Here is a 12,654-nt window from a genome sequence, read left to right as displayed (position 1 = left end):
GGCAGCGCCGACAGATCCTGCGTGGCGCACAGCGTCGCGCCCTCGATGCGCCAGCTGGTCTCCAGCGCCTGTGGCAGCTCCAGTGCCGCCACCGCGCTGCGGGCGTGGATGCTGAAATACCAGCCGGCCGGCGACAGCCAGGCCAGGCAAAGAAGGACGAGCAAGGCGATCACCGCCAGCGGCACGATGGCGACGGCGAGCGACAGTAGCAATTTCCAAAGCGCGGCCCCGGTGGCGGCGGCGCGCTGCAGCCCGGCGAGGGCGGGCGGGGCGTCCATCAGTCGCCCGCGAACAGCGGCAGCGCCAGCCTCACCACCGGCATCGCCCGTCCGTAGCGTTCACGCTCGATGACGAGCTCGCGCCGCTCGCTGCCCTGCGGCCAGGGGATGTCGCACCAGTGGTCGAAGCTGGTTCGGCGGCCGGTGGTGATCGCCGTGCAGCTGCCCTCGGTGACGGGTGAGCCGGTGCGGAAGAAGACGTCGGTGGCGCCGAAGGAGTTGATCAGCAGCCGGATCGTGGTCGGTGGCTGTGGCGCAGCGGCGTCGGCCAGGAGGTAGGCGCGGTCGTCGCCCTGCTCGCAGCTGCCGGCGGTGATCAGCACCGCGAGGTCCTCGCTGCCGTAGTCGGCCAGGCGTGCCGCCCGGGTGGTCGCATAGGGCAGGCGCACGGTCGCGCCCTCGCTGTCGGGCGGCAGCCGAAAGCTGTTGCGCGAGTAATACACGCCGTCGCGCGACAGCACGGTCAGGCAGACCTGGCCGTCGTCCGGCAGCGGGCGGGGCGAGAGCTGCAGCTTCGCCAGCGCGCGGCCGCCGCCGGCACGGCGGGTGGCGACGCCGACCACGACGGAGCCGCTCACCGCGACGTCGGCGCGCTCGGTCTCGAACAGCCGCTCACCCACCAGCTCGGCGACCAGCGGTTCGGCGGCGTGCGCGCTGGCGGCGCACAGCGCGAGCACGATCAGGGGCAGGGTCGCGGTCGTCCGGGCCATGGCGTCGATCCCTCCCGCAGCCGCCTCAGCCCACCAGCGACGGCAGGTTGCGGGCGACGAGCTCGCGGATGACGTGCAGCTTGCCGTGGAAGAAGTGGTCGGCGCCGGGGACGACGGTCACCGGCAGGTCCTGCGGTCGCGCCCAGTCGAGCACGTTCGCGAGCGCCACCGTCTCGTCGTTCTCGCCGTGGATGATCAGCGGCCGGATGGCCTCGGGCAGTGCCGGGGTGTCGTAGTGCCGCGCGCCGTCGGCGGCGGCGCCGGCGGCCATGCCGACCAGCACCATCTGCCGCGGCGGCGCGAGGTCGCCGGCGAGCCGGTTGGCGACCCGCGTCTGCACGAAGCCGCCGAAGGAGAAGCCGGCGAGCGCGAGCGGCAGGCTGCCCCATTGCGACTGGGCGCGCGCGATCAGCGTGAGCATGTCCTCGGTCTCGCCCTCGCCGTGGTCGTGCTCGCCCTCGCTCTGGCCGACGCCGCGGAAGTTGGGACGCAGCGCGACGTAGCCGAGGTCGCGGAAGCTGCGCGCGAGCGTATGCGCGACCTTGTTCGTGTTGGCACCGCCGTATAGCGGGTGGGGATGGCAGATCAGCGCGATGCCATGCACTGCCGCGGGGCTGTCGACCAGCAGCTCGATGTGGCCGGCGGGGCCGCGCATCAGCACGGTTTCGGTGGGGAGCGGGCGGGTCATGCGTCGTTCTCCGGCAGGCGCAGGCGCTCGACGATGCGGCCATGCACAAGGTGGCTGTCGATGATTTCGTCGATGTCTTCCTGATCGATGTAGGTGTACCAGACGTTGTCAGGATAGACCACCAGCACCGGGCCGTCGTCGCAGCGGCCGAGGCAGCCCGCCTTGTTGATGCGCACCTGGCCCTGACCTTTGAGGCCGAGCGCGGCGATGCGTTCCTTGGCGTGGGTCTGCATCGCGCTGGCGGCGTGGTCGTTGCAGCACGACTCGCCGGCGGGGCGCTGGTTGCAGCAGAAGAAGACGTGGTGCTTGAAATAGCTCATCGGCGGATCTCCATCGTTGCGGCGATTATAGGCGGCGCTCGCCGGCGAGGTGTTCGCCGCGCCACAGGCCGAGCGCGGACAGGTAGGCGAGGGCGAGGAAGGGCCACAGGCTGTCGACCAACTGGGTGAGGCCGTGGAAGCTCAGGAAGTTGCTGTAGCTGCTGAGCCGATGGCCGAGCATCAAGTAGGGGTTCTCCGGGATCAGGTTGACCAGCGCGGTGGCCACCAGCAGCGAGGTGCCGGCGAGTGCATGCTGCACGATGCGCGGCAGCAGCAGCGTCAGCGCAAGCACCGGCAGGCCGATCATCAGGCCGCGGGCGGCGCCCGGTGTCAGCCAGGACAGCGGTTGGGCGGGATCGAAGAAGGTGGCGCCGGCGAGCGTCTTGGCGCCGACGCCGAGCAGCAGCAGGATGAGGATCGAGCCGGCTGCGGAGTCGCGCAGCATGCAGCGTGCGAACAGGCCGACCGCGAGCAGCGAGCTCACCGTGAGCGCGCTGTCGAAGGCGATGAAGCGCGCCGGGTAGAAGTTGAGCGGCGGCGGGATACCGAGCAGGCTGCGCAGGTCGCCGGTGGCGAACAGCAGGTCGGTGACGTTGAGCTGGCCGAGCAGCCACAGCCCGAGCAGGATCAGCCCGGCGTCGCCGCTGTGGCCGCGGATCACGGCGCGCGCGCGCCAACGCAGCAGCAGGCCGTGGCTGGCGAACACACGCGCCCCCCAGCGCACGCCGAGCAGGGCGCCGAGCGCCGCGCCGAGCAGGTTGCCACCGATGTCGATGTTGCTCGCCACCCGTGCCGGCAGGAAGTTCTGCGCGGTCTCGAGGCCGAAGCTGAGCAGACCGCCGCACAGGATCGCGATGCCCGCGCGCCGCGCCGCGCCCCAGCGCGACGGCAGCGCGGCGACGAGCACGAAGCCGAACGGAAGATAGCCGGCGACGTTGAACACGAGGTCGGCGCGGATGAAGTACTTCGGCCAGGGCGCGAACAGGTAGTCGAAGACCGGCAGGCCGGAGGCGCGCCAGCCGGTCAGCGGATGCAGGCAGGCGTAGGCGATCAGCAGCGCATAGGCGAGCGCCAGCTTGCGCGCCAGCGAGGTGGACGAGGCGCTCACCACGAGGCTGCCGGGCGCGGCCGGAGGGTTGCGCGGCAGGGCATGAAAGAAGAGGGCGGTAGCGGGCGGGGCATGGTCGGACAGCGGTCGACTGGGTGGGCTTGGACCGATTGTGCCAGTTCACGCGGGTGTCCTGAGCCTGCCTGTAAAAAGTACTTGCATCCTTTTTTGGTGCAGTGCAACATGGCGCTGCACCGGAACCTTTTAGCGGTGGCACCCCTGACAGAGGAGATCATCATGAGCGTCACCCCCGAAAAGATCGTCGAAACCGGCAAGGCCAAACTCGAAACCAACCTGAAGACCATCGGCACCGCCGGCAGCAGCGTGTTCGCCGCCGCCGAGAAGCTCGTCGCCCTCAACGTGGCCGCCACCCGCGCCACGATCGACGACAGCGCCGAGCTGATCCGCAAGCTGCTCGCCGCGAAGGACCCGAAGGCCCTCGCCGCGGTGCAGCTCGGCGCGATCGCGCCGGCGCTCGAGAAGGCCGTGACCTACTTCGGCAGCGTCGCCGGCATCACCGCGCAGACACAGTCGGACCTCGTCAAGCTCGCCGAGGCCGAGGCGCTTGTGCTGGTGCACAATGCCAATGCCACGCTCGAGGGTGCGCTCAAGAACGCGCCCTTCGGCGCCGATGCGGCGGTGAAGGCGCTCAAGAGCGCGGTCGCCAGCGTCACCTCGGTGTACCAGACTGCCACCGAGGTCGCCAAGCAGGTCACCGAGTCCACTCAGGCCGGCGTGAAGAGCGCCACCGACGTCGCCGTCGAGACCGTGAGCAAGAACACCCAGGCCGCGGTGTCCGCGCTGAAGGTCGCTGCCTGAACAAGGACAGGGCGCGCGTCGCACGCCTGACGTAGCGCAAAGAAGGGGCCCGCGAGGGCCCCTTCTTTGCGAACGCGGTCGGCGAACTAGAATCGAAGTCCGCCCCCAGACCGTTTCCGCCCGCATGCTTTCTCCCCGCACCCTGCTGTCGCCTTCCGGCCACCCGCTGGCGGCGGGACGCACGATCGTCGTCGGCCACCGCGGCGCGCGCGCCTTCGCCCCCGAGAACACGCTCCCCGCCTTCGAGAAGGCGGCCGCGCTCGGCTGCGCGATGGTCGAGCTCGACGTCCATCCCGCGCGCGACGGCGAGCTGGTCGTCCATCACGACGACCGCCTCGGCCGCTGCACCGACGTCGCGGCGCGCTACCCGGGGCGCGCCGACGATTTCATCTCGGATTTCGACGCCGCCGAGCTGCGCACGCTGGATGCCGGCAGCTGGCATGCGCGCGAGCTCGCGCTGCCCGCCGCCCGTCGCCAGGCCTTCCTGCGCACGCTCGGCGAGGCCGAGCTGGCGCGCCACCTGCCCGCGGCGGAGCGGCTGCGCCTCGCCGCCGGCGACATCCGCATCCCCACCCTGGCCGAGGTGCTGGCGCGGGCGCGGCGCTGCGACCTCATGCTGAACATCGAGATCAAGTCCATCCCGCGCCTCTACGAGGGCGTGGCGGCCGCCGTCGTCGAGCGGGTGCGCGCCGCCGGGCTGGCGCGCAGCGTGCTGGTGTCGTCCTTCGACCACGAGCAGTTGCTCGCCCTGCGTGCGCTCGATGACGAGATCGCCACCGGCGTCCTCACCGGCGAGCGGCTGGCGCGCCCGGCGGACTACCTGCGCCTGCTCGACGCCGACGCCTACCATCCCTGCTGCCATGGCGAGGGCGATTCGCTCGGCTTCGGCTCGGTGAGCGGCCGCCTCGACACGCGCGGCATCGACCAAGTACGCGCCGCCGGCGGCATGGTCTTCGTGTGGACCTGCAACGATCCCGTGCAGATGGAGGCGCTGTGCCGGGCGGGGGTCAGCGGCATCATCACCGACTATCCGAATCGCTTCCCGTTCGCCGCGGACGGCTGAAATCACCTTGAAAGGCGTCCACATGCGCACGGGAATGCTCGCCGGCCACAGGGTGCTGATCATCCGGGCCGATGCCTTCATGGGCCCGGCATTGTGCGAGGTGTTCGCCGTCTGTGGCGGCCGGGGCACGCGCTAGCGCAGGCCGGCGATCTGGCGCGGCGTCGGTTCAGCGCGCCGCCAGCCGCGTTCGCAGCCAGCGCAGCGGCGCGCCGAGCAGCGGCAGGCGCTCGTAGATCCCCGCCGCCGGGTCCCAGTGGTCGCGGTGCTCCACGACCCGGCCGTCGGCATCGAAGCGCAGCTCGGTGGCGCCACGGATCAGGGTGTCGCGCCCGCGCAGCCGCAGGTGGAAGTCCCACGCGAGCATCGCCCGGTCGCGGTCGACGAAGCGCCCGGTGACGACGAAGCGCGGCGCATCGACGGTGGCGAACATGTGGGCGAAGATGCGCGCGATCGCCTCCCTGCCGCGCACCGCGTTGAAGGGGTCGGCAAAGTGCGCGTCGGCGGCGTAGATCTCGCCGATGTGCGCGAGCGCGTCGGGCGACAGCGTCTCGTAGAAGCGCACCAGGGCGTCGACCCCGGCGCGGCAGTCGATGTTCGCGGCGGCATCGTCGCGGCCGGCCGGCGCGCTCACAGCCCGGTCACCTTGCGCACCAGCGGGAAATACAGCCGGCGCGGCAGCCAGCGCAGCAGCCGCAGCACCATGGTGAAGCGCCGCGGGAAGTGGATCTCGAAGGCGCCGCGCGCGAAGCCGGCGACGATTGCCTCCGCCGCCTGCGCCGGGGTCTGCAGCGCGGGCATGTGGAAGTCGTTGGCGGCGGTGAGCGGGGTGGCGACGAAGCCGGGGCTGATGAGGAACACCGAGACCCCGCGCGGGGCGAGATCGAGGTGCAGGGTCTCGGCGAAGTTGGCCAGCGCCGCCTTCGACGGACCGTACACCGTCGCCTTCGGCAGTCCGCCGTAGCCGGCGACGCTGCCGACCAGCGCGATCGCGCCTTCGCCCTGGGCGCACAGCGTCGGCGCCAGCGCGGCGACCGCGTCCATCGGACCGATCAGGTTGGTGTTGACCGTGTCGCGGATCGCCGCCGGCGTGAGCTCCCAGGCGCGCAGCGGCCGGTAGGTGCCGGCGTTGAGCACCACGAGGTCGAGCCCGCCCCAGCGCGCGAGCAGGCGGTCGCGCACCGCAGCGAAGTCCTCCGCCCGGGTCAGGTCCAGGGGCTCGACCAGCGCCGGCTCGCCATCCATGGCCGCGCCGCAGTCGGCGGCGACCTTCTCGAGCGCCTCGCGGCCGCGCGCAGACAGCGCCAGCCGCGCACCGCGCGCGGCGAGCGTGCGCGCGAGCGCGGCGCCGATGCCGCTCGAGGCGCCGACGATCCACACCCGGCGCCCACGCCAGCCGCGGATCGGCGCGTTCGGCGGGCGCAGCAGGGCGGCGAGCGCGCCCATCACCCGCCCCGCTTGTAGAAGCTCAGGGTGAGCTCGCCGAGCCGGAAGCCCCACTTGCTCATGGACGAGCGGTTGAGCATCACCCGATCGTCCATGAGGAACATCCAGTCGTCGAAATCGACCTTGTAGACCTTGCCATCGACCGGCAGCGCGAGCACGTAGCGCCAGCGCAGCGCGTTGCCGGCGGCCTCGCCGCGCGCCTCGCCGACGACGTCGTCGGCGCGCCCGACGTAGCGACCCTCGCCGAGGCGGGTGATCGTCCACACCCGGCGCTGGGTGCTGCCGTCGGAATAGGTGAAATGCTCGTCGAGGGTGCCGACCTCGCCCGCCCAGCTCGCGTCGATCCGCACATGGAAGCGTCTGACCACCTCGCCCGAGCGGTCCTGAAACACGCCATGGCCGTCGAGCGTGCCGTCGAAGTAGTCGCGCAGCTCGAGCACCGGCGTCTGGCCGCGATATTTGTCGATATCCACCGAAGCGCACCCCGCCAGCCCGATCAGGCCGGCAATCAGTAAAAGAAGTCGTTTCACGAGCGGATCTCCCGCAGGGCGGCCGCAGCCGCAGGGTGAATGGGAAGCGGCGGCGCCAGCCGCGCGCGCCAGGTCCACAGCAGCAGCGCGGCGGCCAGTTTCAGCACCACCGGCAGCACGCCATACACCGCCGCCAGCGCCGCGAGCGCCGCCGGTTCGCGCGCGCCCGGCGCGTAGCCGAGGGCCGCGAGCAGCGGCAGCGCGGTGCCGGCGGCGAGCGCAAGGTTGGCCTTGGTGACGAAGCTCCACCAGCCGAAGCAGGCGCCCGCCCGCATGCCGGCGCGCGCCGGTGGCGCGGGCGCGGCGATCAGGTCGGCGAGCATCGAGGGCGGCAGGCTGAGGTCGGCGCCGAGCGCGACGCCCGAGAGCAGGCAGATCGCCGCGAAGGCGGCGAGCTCGCCGCTGCCGAGCAGCGCCGCCCAGGCGAACACCGCGACCGCGAGCAGCATGCCCGCGAGCCAGGCCCGCAGCTTGCCGATCCGCCGCGACAGCGCGACCCACAGCGGCAGGCTGGCGGCGGCGGCGAGGAAGTACAGCACGAGGAAGAGGCCTGCCGCCTGGGCGTCGGCCCGCAGCACGTCGGCGACGAAGAACAGCACGGTCGCCGAGGGCACGGCCGCCGCGATGCCATTAACGGCGAACACCGCGAGCAGGCGGACGAAGGCCGCATCGCGCAGCGCCCCGGCCAGGCTCGCGAGCGGCGCAGGGCGCTGCACCGCGCGCGGCGGCGAGGGCGGCGCGCCGAGCAGGGTCCAGGCACCGGCCAGCACGAGCAAGGGCAGGAAAAGCCAGCCCAGCCGCGCCAGGCCGGCGGCCTCGCCATCGCCGGCGGCGAGCAGGGCGGGCAGCGCCGCCGCGAGCAGCACGCCGGCGAGGGCGAAGGCCTCGCGGCTGGCCACCACCCGGGTGCGCGCATCCGGCGTCGGTGCCAGCTCGGCGCCCCAGGCGTTGTGCGCGATGGTTGCCGCCGAGTAGCCGATCGAGACCAGCACGAGCAGCCCGAACAGCCAGGCGGCGCCGGCGCCGGCGGGCGGCGACAGCAGCAGCGGCAGGCTGGCGCCGAGCAGCACGGTCGCGGCGAGGATGGTGCGGCGGCGGCCGGCGAGGCGGTCGCTCGCCCAGCCGAGCAGCGGGTCGGTGACCGCGTCGACGATGCGCGCGGCGAGCAGCACCGCGCCCACCGCCGCCAGCGACAAGCCGGCCTCGCCGGCGTAGAGCCGCGGCACGTGCACATAGAGCGGCAGCGCGGCGAAGGCCAGCGGCAGGCCGAGCGCGCCGTAGGCGACGAGGGCGGGACGGGGCAGCGACGCCGGTGTCATCGCGACGCGCCGTCCAGCCCGAGCAGGCGGGCACGCAGCGCCGGTGCGCGGGTCCGCGCATCGAGCCAGATGGCGAAGAAGGCGCGGGCCAGCGCGGGATCGTCGACGTGGGCGGTGAGCCGGCCCTCGTGCCAGAAGCTCGCGCCGCGCCCCGGGCGGTGCAGGCCGACGAGGGTGTCGCCCGCCGCCACCGAAGGCAGGGCCTGCATCAGCTGGGTGCGCCAGCGCGCGAGACTGGCCTCGTCGTGGCCGCCGATGCGGCGCATCTCGTCGATGCTGGTGTCGACCAGGCGCCCGGCGTCGATCGCGCGCGCGTAGCGCAACGCCAGCGCGTGGCCGGCGCTGCGGGTGGCAGCGACCGGCTCGACCTCCGGCTCGACCCAGAGCGCGGCGTCGTAGAGCTTGAGCCCGAACCAGCGCATCTCGCCTTCGCCCGCCAAGCGCAGCGGCCCGGCGAGCGTCTCCACCGCCGGCGGCAGGCTGCGCGCCGCGGCGAGCGCGGGCAGCAGCAGGCCGATCGCCAGCATCAGCAGGGCGGGCAGGCGCCACGCGGCGGCGCGCCGGGCGTTCATCGCTCGCCGCCTCCGCCGGCGTGGGTGAGGAGGTAGTGATGGACGTCGATGTCGCCACTGTCGAAGCCGGCCTCGCAATACGAGAGGTAGAAGCGCCACTTGCGCACGAAGCGCTCGTCGAAGCCCTGCGCCTTCACCGCGTCGAGCCGCGCGGTGAAGCGCTCGTGCCAGTGCGCCAGGGTGCGCGCGTAGTCGCGGCCGAAGGCGAAGTCGCCGGCGAGCGCGAGGCCGGCGCCGGCGGCCTGACGGCGGACCTCGGCCGGGCAGGGCAGCATGCCGCCGGGGAAGACGTGGCGCTGGATGAAGTCGGTGCCGCGGCGGTAGCGGGCGAACAGCGCGTCGGCGATCGTGATCGCCTGCACCATGCAGCGCCCGCCGGGCTTCAGGCGCGCGGCGAGCTGGGCGAAATAGCCGGGCCAGAAGCGCTCGCCGACCGCCTCGATCATCTCGATCGACACGATATGGTCGTACTGCCCGCGCACGTCGCGGTAGTCGCACAGGGCGAACTCCACCTGGCGGGCGAAGCCGCCGCGCTCGGCGCGTGCCTGCGCGAACTCGAGCTGGGCGGGCGACAGCGTCAGGCCCAGCACCTGGCAGCCGTACTCGGTGGCGGCCACCTCGGCGAAGCCGCCCCAGCCGCAGCCGATCTCGAGGATGGTCTGGCCCGGGCGGGCGTCGAGCGCGTCGAGAACGCGGCGGTACTTGCGCAGCTGGGCGTCCTCGAGGCTGTCGTCCGCGCCCGCGAACACCGCCGCCGAGTAGCTCATCGTGCGGTCCAGCCAGAGCGCGTAGAAATCGTTGCCGAGGTCGTAATGGGCCTCGATGTTGCGCCGCGCGCCGCTGCGGGTGTTGGCGCGCAGCAGGTGGGCGAGGCGGTGGCCGAGCAGGCGGAACATGCGGCCGTGGATCGCGCTGCCGAGGGCGGCGCGGTTGCGCGAGAGCAGGCGCAGCAGGCCGGTGAGGTCCCCGGTGTCCCAGTGGCCGTCGATCCAGGCCTCGGCGAAGCCGATGTCGCCGTGCGCGAGGGCCTGGTCGAAGGCGGCGTGGTCGCGCACCCGCAGATGGGCGACCAGCGCGCCATGGCCGGCGCGCAGCTGCATGCCGTCGGGTAGCTCGACGACGAGGGCGCCGCCCTCGAGGCCGTCGAGCAGCTCGAGCGCGAGCCGGGTGGCGCGTGGCAGGCGGGCGCGGCCGAGACTGGCGAGAGTTTGCAGCGCGGGCTGCAGGCTGTGGTCCAGGGCGTTCATCAGGTGGTCTCCTCGAGCGGGGGCGCGGGCTTGCGGTGGAAGCGCGCGCGCCGCACGGCAAGGCGCAGCGCCTGCCAGTGAATGCGGGCGATCACGCCCAGGGTCATGAAGGGGTGGCGCAGCAGCCACTTCGCCATCGCGCGGCCGTCGAGCGGCTCGGCGCGCCCCGACAGCCGGGTGCTGAGCTGGCGCACGCCGCCGTCCCAGAGGTCGATCGCTACCGCATGCACCGCACCGCGGCCCTCGAAGCGGAAGCGGTATTCGCCGCCCACCGGGAAGAAGGGCGAGACGTGGAAGACCTTGCGCGCCACCAGCGCCTCGCCGGGGAGGATGGGGGCGAGGTCGGGGTGGTGCACCAGGTAGTTGTGGCGTTCGCCGAAGGTGTTGTTGACCTCGGCGAGGACCACCCGCAGCGCGCCGCCGCGGTCGTGGCAGAACCAGAAGCTGACCGGGTTGAACACGAAGCCGAGCACGCGCGGCATGGTCTGCAGCATCACCTCGCCGTCGCAGGCGGCGGCCAGGCCGCGTTCGGCGAGCAGCGCGCGCAGCCAGGGCAGCAGCGGCGATCCGTCGCGCGCGCCATGGTCGCGGCTGAGGACGGCGAACAGGTTGCGGCGGTCGATGCCGAGCAGCGGCACGCGCAGGGCGTCGAGGCGCGACAGCGGCAGGCGCAGGAAGGCCGCCGGATAGACGAAGCGATTGTCCGCCTGCACGTGGCGTTCGTGCATCACCGCGCCGAAGCAGGCGGCGGGCGCGAGGCGCGGATCAGCGCCGTACGTACTCATCACGCCGCCTCGCGCAGCGCCGGGGCGGCGGTCGGAGTTGCCGGCGCAGGCGCCCACGGGATCTCGCAGCCGAGCGCCGCCGCCACCGCGACCGCCGACTTCAACCCGTCCTCGTGGAAGCCGTAGGCGGTCCACGCGCCGGCGAACCAGCTGCGCTGCCGGCCCTGGATCTGTGGCAACGCGGCCTGCGCCGCGATCGCCGCCTGGTCGAACACCGGATGCGAATACTCGATGCGGGCGAGCAGCTTGTCGGCCGCGGGCTCGGTGAAGGGATTCAGCGACACCACCACCGGGGTCTCGAAGGGCAGCGGCTGCAGACGGTTGATCAGGTAGCTCACCGACACCGGGCGGTCGTCGGCGCGGCCGGCGCCGGCGAGGTAGTTCCACGCCGACCACACCTTGCGCCGGCGCGGCAGCAGCGCCGGATCGGTGTGCACCAGGGCGAGGTTGGGCTGGTAGCGCACCGCGCCGAGGATGCGGCGCTCGTCGGCGCTCGCGCCGGCGCCGAGCAGGGCCAGGGTCTGGTCGCTGTGGCAGGCGAACACCACTTCGTCGAAGCGCTCCAGGCGATTGCGGCTGCGCAGCCACACGCCGTCGGCGCGGCGGTCCACGCCGAGCACCGGGGTGGCGACGCGCACGTCGTCGAGCGCGGCGACGATGCGGCGCACGTACTCGCGGCCGCCGCCCTTCACCGTCAGCCACTGCGGGCGGTCGAGGATCTGCAGCAGGCCGTGGTTGTGGCAGAAGCGCACGAAGGTGGCGAGCGGATAGTCGAGCATGGTGCGCGTCGGGCAGGACCAGATCGCCGCCGCCATCGGCAGCAGGTACCAGTGGCAGAAGGCCTCGCCGTAGCGCCCGGCGGCGAGATACTCGCCGAGGCTCAGCGCCGGGGTGTCGCCGCCGGCGGCCATGCGCGTGGTCTCGCGGTTGAAGCGCAGGATGTCGGCGAGCATGCCGTGAAAGGCGGGGCGCAGCAGGTTGCGACGCTGGGCGAACACGGTGGAGAGATCCGCGCCCGCCCATTCGATCGCGGGATCGGCGAGGCTGACGCCGAAGCTCATCTCGCTCGCCACCGAGCTCACGCCGAGGCGTTCGAACAGCGCGCACAGGTTGGGATAGGTACGGCGATTGAAGACCAGGAAGCCGGTGTCGATCGGGTGGCTGCGGCCCTCGACGGTGACGTCGATCGTGTTGGTGTGGCCGCCGACGTAGTCGCCGGCCTCGAAAAGCGTCACCCGGTGCTGCGGCGACAGCAGCCAGGCCGCGCCGAGCCCGGCGATGCCGCCGCCGATCACCGCGATCCGGCGCGCGCCGTCCCGACGCTCGACGCCGGCGAGTGGGTGCCGGCCGGGCGGCAGGCCGTGGAGGGTGAGGGGGTCGGGGGCGTTCATCGGGTCGGTCCTGAGCGGTTGGGGCGGGGCTGGGCGAAATGGAATGGACGGGGCCAGGGGCGCTTGGTCATCGTCAGCGCGTGGCGCCCGCGGTGGCGACGAAGCCCGGGCGGTGCAGGAAGAGCTTCGCCTCCAGCCGGCTGCTGTCCAGATTGTCCTGGACAGATGTGGCCGGCTTGGGGGTGGCAGCGATCGCCGTCGCGCGCCCGTCCAGGCTGCCGGCGAAGGCGCCGAACGCAAGCAAGGACAGGGCCATTCCGGCGGTCGTCGCGGGACGCATGTAGGTCTGGAGATCTGTCGAGTTCATCGCGTTCGTCCTGGACAAAGTTGTCTGGTGTTCCTAAGATAGGGGTCGTGAACGCGGCCGTCAAGCCCAAATTT

At 72.6% G+C, this 12,654-nt stretch carries 16 protein-coding genes; 2 read left to right on the top strand and 14 right to left on the bottom strand.

The genetic code is table 11. From position 1 onward, the window contains the following. From BB334_RS16135 to BB334_RS16115, 5 genes are all read right to left on the bottom strand, one after another. A partial coding sequence (locus BB334_RS16135; RefSeq protein WP_198531278.1) for a hypothetical protein occupies positions 1-278 on the bottom strand: 278 nt, incomplete at its 3' end. After that, positions 278-988 carry a hypothetical protein gene (locus BB334_RS16130; RefSeq protein ID WP_068809534.1) on the bottom strand — a complete coding sequence of 237 codons (711 nt, stop codon included), beginning with the start codon at positions 986-988 and terminating at the stop codon, positions 278-280. The genes BB334_RS16130 and BB334_RS16135, both read right to left, overlap by 1 nt. A 25-nt stretch (positions 989-1,013) precedes the next feature. Beyond that, positions 1,014-1,676, bottom strand: coding sequence for an alpha/beta hydrolase (locus tag BB334_RS16125; protein ID WP_068809533.1), 663 nt, complete (start codon positions 1,674-1,676; stop codon positions 1,014-1,016). Beyond that, complete coding sequence (locus BB334_RS16120) at positions 1,673-1,996, bottom strand: (2Fe-2S) ferredoxin domain-containing protein (protein WP_068809532.1); 324 nt, start codon at positions 1,994-1,996, stop codon at positions 1,673-1,675. The genes BB334_RS16125 and BB334_RS16120 overlap by 4 nt, the downstream gene beginning before the upstream one ends. Positions 1,997-2,021: 25 nt before the next feature. Next, positions 2,022-3,107 carry a VanZ family protein gene (locus BB334_RS16115; protein ID WP_068809531.1) on the bottom strand — a complete coding sequence of 362 codons (1,086 nt, stop codon included), beginning with the start codon at positions 3,105-3,107 and terminating at the stop codon, positions 2,022-2,024. 234 nt (positions 3,108-3,341) lie between these two features. Between BB334_RS16115 and BB334_RS18265 the strand changes: the two genes are divergently transcribed. Together BB334_RS18265 and BB334_RS16105 are read left to right on the top strand one after the other, a co-directional pair. Continuing rightward, the gene (locus BB334_RS18265; RefSeq protein ID WP_068809530.1) at positions 3,342-3,923 is read left to right on the top strand and encodes a phasin family protein; all 582 of its coding nucleotides are present in this window, start codon (positions 3,342-3,344) and stop codon (positions 3,921-3,923) included. A gap of 124 nt (positions 3,924-4,047) precedes the next feature. Next, positions 4,048-4,986 (top strand): glycerophosphodiester phosphodiesterase, encoded by a 939-nt coding sequence (locus tag BB334_RS16105; protein ID WP_068809529.1) that lies wholly within the window; start codon positions 4,048-4,050, stop codon positions 4,984-4,986. 166 nt (positions 4,987-5,152) lie between these two features. Here BB334_RS16105 and BB334_RS16100 read toward each other — a convergent pair whose 3' ends face one another. The 9 genes from BB334_RS16100 to BB334_RS16060 all read right to left on the bottom strand — a co-directional run bounded on the left by BB334_RS16100 (position 5,153) and on the right by BB334_RS16060 (position 12,580). Continuing rightward, on the bottom strand, positions 5,153-5,617 hold the full coding sequence (locus BB334_RS16100) for a nuclear transport factor 2 family protein (RefSeq protein ID WP_232756763.1): 465 nt from the start codon (positions 5,615-5,617) through the stop codon (positions 5,153-5,155). Beyond that, positions 5,614-6,429, bottom strand: a complete 816-nt coding sequence (locus tag BB334_RS16095; RefSeq protein ID WP_068809528.1) for an SDR family NAD(P)-dependent oxidoreductase — start codon at positions 6,427-6,429, stop codon at positions 5,614-5,616. The genes BB334_RS16100 and BB334_RS16095 overlap by 4 nt, the downstream gene beginning before the upstream one ends. Next, entirely contained in the window at positions 6,429-6,959 is a 531-nt protein-coding gene (locus BB334_RS16090; protein WP_068809527.1) for a DUF3833 domain-containing protein, read from the bottom strand. Before BB334_RS16090 ends, BB334_RS16095 begins: the two co-directional genes overlap by 1 nt. Then, positions 6,956-8,278: an MFS transporter gene (locus BB334_RS16085; RefSeq protein WP_068809526.1), complete on the bottom strand. Its 1,323-nt coding sequence runs from the start codon at positions 8,276-8,278 to the stop codon at positions 6,956-6,958. The genes BB334_RS16090 and BB334_RS16085 overlap by 4 nt, the downstream gene beginning before the upstream one ends. After that, a complete protein-coding gene (locus BB334_RS16080) occupies positions 8,275-8,850 on the bottom strand; it encodes a chalcone isomerase family protein (protein ID WP_068809525.1) in 576 nt (191 codons plus the stop codon). Before BB334_RS16080 ends, BB334_RS16085 begins: the two co-directional genes overlap by 4 nt. Next, positions 8,847-10,097, bottom strand: a complete 1,251-nt coding sequence (locus tag BB334_RS16075; protein WP_068809524.1) for an SAM-dependent methyltransferase — start codon at positions 10,095-10,097, stop codon at positions 8,847-8,849. The genes BB334_RS16080 and BB334_RS16075 overlap by 4 nt, the downstream gene beginning before the upstream one ends. Then, positions 10,097-10,882 (bottom strand): DUF1365 domain-containing protein, encoded by a 786-nt coding sequence (locus BB334_RS16070; protein WP_068809688.1) that lies wholly within the window; start codon positions 10,880-10,882, stop codon positions 10,097-10,099. The genes BB334_RS16075 and BB334_RS16070 overlap by 1 nt, the downstream gene beginning before the upstream one ends. Next, on the bottom strand, positions 10,882-12,273 hold the full coding sequence (locus tag BB334_RS16065; RefSeq protein ID WP_083200470.1) for an NAD(P)/FAD-dependent oxidoreductase: 1,392 nt from the start codon (positions 12,271-12,273) through the stop codon (positions 10,882-10,884). Before BB334_RS16065 ends, BB334_RS16070 begins: the two co-directional genes overlap by 1 nt. 73 nt (positions 12,274-12,346) lie before the next feature. Next, a complete protein-coding gene (locus BB334_RS16060; RefSeq protein ID WP_068809523.1) occupies positions 12,347-12,580 on the bottom strand; it encodes a hypothetical protein in 234 nt (77 codons plus the stop codon). Between the last annotated feature and the right edge of the window lie 74 nt (positions 12,581-12,654).

The organism is Thauera phenolivorans (assembly GCF_001696715.1).
Taxonomy (GTDB): domain Bacteria; phylum Pseudomonadota; class Gammaproteobacteria; order Burkholderiales; family Rhodocyclaceae; genus Thauera; species Thauera phenolivorans.
The sequence above is the reverse complement of the archived record's forward strand: the minus strand, read 5'-3'. Positions and strand labels throughout refer to the sequence as shown.